Annotated in this window: 3 protein-coding genes; 1 reads left to right on the plus strand and 2 read right to left on the minus strand. The window is 76.1% G+C overall.

Going from position 1 to position 3,769, the window contains the following annotated elements:
- Positions 1–27 precede the first annotated feature (27 nt).
- On the minus strand, positions 28–987 hold the full coding sequence (locus NT8_RS27575) for a sensor histidine kinase (protein WP_067975895.1): 960 nt from the start codon (positions 985–987) through the stop codon (positions 28–30).
- Positions 984–1,874 carry an MEDS domain-containing protein gene (locus tag NT8_RS27580; protein ID WP_067975898.1) on the minus strand — a complete coding sequence of 297 codons (891 nt, stop codon included), beginning with the start codon at positions 1,872–1,874 and terminating at the stop codon, positions 984–986. Before NT8_RS27580 ends, NT8_RS27575 begins: the two co-directional genes overlap by 4 nt.
- 311 nt (positions 1,875–2,185) lie before the next feature.
- Between NT8_RS27580 and NT8_RS27585 the strand changes: the two genes are divergently transcribed.
- Positions 2,186–3,670, plus strand: a complete 1,485-nt coding sequence (locus NT8_RS27585) for a tryptophan 7-halogenase (protein WP_067975902.1) — start codon at positions 2,186–2,188, stop codon at positions 3,668–3,670.
- Positions 3,671–3,769: the final 99 nt, after the last annotated feature.

Genomic DNA, 3,769 nt, shown 5'->3' on the forward strand with positions numbered 1-3,769 from the left:
GGGGCGCGGCCCCGCCGGCGGGGCCGGTCACACGTCCATGAACAGGCGGATGACCGTGCGGCCGGGGCGGGTCTCGACGCGGACCAGGTCGCAGAGGCGCTGGATGAAGATCAGCCCGCGGCCGCCCGTGGCCGACACCGGCGGCGGGACGCGGCCCGCCAGCGGGTCCGCCAGGTGGCCGGTGTCCTCGACCTGGCAGACGAACGCGCCGCCCTGCGACCAGGCCGTCACCGTGCCGCCGCCGCCGGTGTGCTCCAGGGTGTTGGCGACCAGTTCGTTGACGGCCACCACCAGCTCCTCGGCGCGGTCGGGGTCGAGCCCGGCGGCCGACGCGTGCACCGTGGTGAACCGCCGCATCAGCGGGAGGTCGGTCGGCACGGCGTAGGCCGCGGTGGCCGCGCCGGGCGGCGGCGCGGGAAGCGGCCCGTTGCACTCGGCGGCCAGCGCGATGGGGTCGGTGTAGGCGGTGCTGCCGCTGCGCACCCCGAGGTGCTCCATGACCGGGTGGGTGCGGTGGGCGTCGGCGACGGCGCGGGCGTCGAGGCCGCGGGTGTCGTAGGGGCACAGCACCGCGACGTCGCGCTCGGCCAGCACCGCGTTGATCAGCGCCTCGTGCGCCAGGCAGGCCGGGTACTCCAGCTCGTCGCGGCCGGCCCAGATGGGTTCGCCCACGATCGAGACCCGACGCCCGGCGTGCTCGTCGGCGAACGCGCACAGCACGGCGGGCAGGATGCGGCCGGGGTTGCGTCCGGCGACGGCCATGTCGGCCAGGCGCACCCGCTCGGCGTCGGCGCCAAGCGCCGACCGGACCAGGTCGAGGTTGCCGCCGGGGACGGCGACCAGTACGGGGTCGCCGGCGCTCAGCGCGGCGTGGACGAAGGACAGGACGCCGTCCAGGTAGGCGGCCTCGGTGTCGTAGAGCAGACCGATGTGCTCCAGGGAGGCGTGCGCTCCGGACCCGTCCTCGACGGTCGTGGGGGACGTCATCGGCTGGGCTCCTGAGGATGGTCGGGGCCGCCGGGCGCCGGTACGACGGTCAGTCCGGCGGTGTCGCGCCCGCCGGCCAGGCGGAGCAGTTTCACGACGATAGGGGAGGCGCCGACGACGCGCACCCCGGCGGGTGCGGTGCGGGCCGTGCCCACGAGGGCGTGGGCGGCCGCGGCGTCGGCGAAGCGCAGTCCGGAGACGTCGACCCGCAGCGGGACGTCGCCGGCCGGCGCGTCCTCGGCGAGCCCGTCGAGCACGGCGGTGAGCGCGGCGCGGGTGCTGAGGTCGCAGGCGCCGGTCAGCCGGACGCCGACCGGGTCGCGGGTGCGCAGGACGCGGAGCTGGGGGCGCCACCGGTCGTCGTCGAGCGCGGTGCCCGGGTGGGCGGCCGCCGCCCGGTCGAGGACCGCGCGCGGGAACAGCCGCCGGTCGTACAGGCAGACGACGGTCGCGAACCCGTCGGCGAACACGCGGGTGGCCTGGGCCTCGTACCAGGCCAGGTGCTCGGCGCCGGGCACGGGCCGGGCGGCCCAGTCCATGTCGGTGATGACGCGCAGGCCGGGGTAGCCCGCGGCGCGGGTGGCGGCGAGTTCGGCCCGCCATCCGTCGAGGACGGCCTCGGCGTCGAAGGCTCCGCCGGCGAGGTAGGACTCCCCGGGCGGGGTGTAGCGCAGCTGCCCGCGGGCGCGCGCCGCGGCGAGGTCGGCGCCCTGGGCGGGGACCGCGCCCTCGGGCGGCGGGGGGTCGAGGTGGCAGAGCACCCGGTCACCGGCGGCGAGGGCGGTCGCGGTGAAGCGAGCCAGGACCCGCAGGCGTTCGGCGCCGTCGGAGTAGGCCCAGCAGACGTGGTCGCCCGGCCGCAGCCGGTCCACGCGGACATCGGTCATCCCGCACCGCCTTCCCGAGCGCGTGGACACGGCGGGAGGCCCCTCCGCACCCCGCCCAGGCTACCCCGTCGCACCCCCCGGGCGCGGAGTGTCCGGAGCACGCCCCCCAGGGACGGGGTGGCTGCGCGCCGGGTGCGGGGGGCCGGGAGCGCCCGCCCCGCCGGGGGTTGACACCGAGCGTCCGCATCCCAACACTGGACTCGCGACATTAGGTTAGCCAAACCTAATGACTTGGCGGCTCGGGCTGCCCGTGCCCGGATCCGGCCGGCCGGCGCGGTGCCCGGCCGCGCCCGACGCGACGAGGAGCACGCATGCCCGAGCACGAGTTCGACGTCGTTGTGGTCGGCGGGGGCCCCGCGGGGAGCACCGCCGCCACCCTCATCGCCAAAGGGGGGCACCGGGTCGCCCTCGTCGAGAAGGAGCGCTTCCCCCGCTACCAGATCGGCGAGTCCCTGCTGCCCGCCACCGTCCACGGCGTCTGCCGCCTGCTCGACGTGGCCGACGACGTCGCCGCCGCCGGGTTCCAGGTCAAGCGCGGCGGAAGCTTCCGCTGGGGCACCAGCCCCGACCCGTGGAACTTCCTCTTCGCGCTCTCGCCCAAGCTCTCCGGGCCGACCTCCTACGCCTACCAGGTCGACCGGATGACCTTCGACGACATCCTGCTGAAGAACGCCGCCCGCCACGGGGTCGACGTCCGCGAGGAGTGCACCGCCCTGGAGGCGCTGCACACCGGCGACCGGGTGACCGGCCTGCGCTACGCCGACGCCGACGGCCGCCGCACCGACCTGACGGCCGCCTACGTCCTGGACGCCTCCGGCAACACCGGGCGGCTGCACCGCGCCGTCGGCGGCACGCGGCACTACTCCGAGTTCTTCCGCAACCTCGCCGTCTTCGGCTACTTCGAGGGCGGCGGCCGGCTGCCCGGGGCCGACCGCGGCAACATCCTGTGCGCGGCCTTCGACGAAGGCTGGCTCTGGTACATCCCCCTCAGCGACACGCTGACCAGCGTCGGCGCCGTCCTCAACCGCGACCAGGCCGGCCGCATCCAGGCCGACCGCGAGCGCGTCCTGCGCGAGTCCATCGAGCGGTGCGCGATCGTCCGCGACTTCCTGGCCGGCGCCGAGCGCGTCACCGAGGGCACCTACGGCGAGATCCGCGTCCGCAAGGACTACTCCTACGCCAACAGCGCCTTCTGGGCGCCCGGCATCGCGCTGATCGGCGACGCGGCGTGCTTCATCGACCCGGTGTTCTCCACCGGCGTGCACCTGGCCACCTACGGCGGGCTGCTCGCCGCCCGGTCGGTCAACACCGTGCTCGCCGGCGACCTGCCCGAGGACCGCGCGTTCGGCGAGTTCGAGGCCCGGTACCGCCGCGAGTACGCGGTCTTCTACGAGTTCCTCGCGGCGTTCTACGACATGCAGGTCCACGAGGACTCCTACTTCTGGAAGGCCCGCAAGGTCACCCGCGCCGAGGGCGGCGACCTGGAGGCGTTCGCCACCCTGGTCGCCGGCGCCGTCTCCGGCGAGCGCGCCCTGGTCGACGCCGCGTCGGTCACCGACCGGTTCGCCGCCTCCTCCGCCGAGCTGGCCGACGCCGTCGTGCGCACCGGCCCGGCGCGCACGGACTCGGGGGAGCGCATGGGCGAGCTGTTCGGCACCCCCGTGGTCGGCGAGGTCATGGAGGAGATGAACCGCATCCAGCGCCGCGGGGTCACCGGGCCCGCCACCACCGAGCCGCCGCTGCTGCCCGGAGGCCTCGTCCCCACCGCCGACGCCCTCCGCTGGACCACCCCGTAGGTCCCGGGGCGCCGCGCCTCTGGGCACCGTGCCCCCGGGGTACGTGCCCCCGGGTACCGGCGTCCGCCGGATCGCGCCGCCGCCGCGGCGGCGCGATCC

The sequence above is a fragment of the Nocardiopsis trehalosi NBRC 14201 genome (genome assembly GCF_001552555.1).
GTDB classification, from domain to species: domain Bacteria; phylum Actinomycetota; class Actinomycetes; order Streptosporangiales; family Streptosporangiaceae; genus Nocardiopsis_B; species Nocardiopsis_B trehalosi.

Coding starts and splice junctions, on each gene's coding strand:
- NT8_RS27585 (WP_067975902.1), top strand. CDS start 2,186: ATGCCCGAGCACGAGTTCGACGTCGTTGTGGTCGGCGGGGGCCCCGCG.
- NT8_RS27580 (WP_067975898.1), bottom strand. CDS start 1,874: ATGACCGATGTCCGCGTGGACCGGCTGCGGCCGGGCGACCACGTCTGC.
- NT8_RS27575 (WP_067975895.1), bottom strand. CDS start 987: ATGACGTCCCCCACGACCGTCGAGGACGGGTCCGGAGCGCACGCCTCC.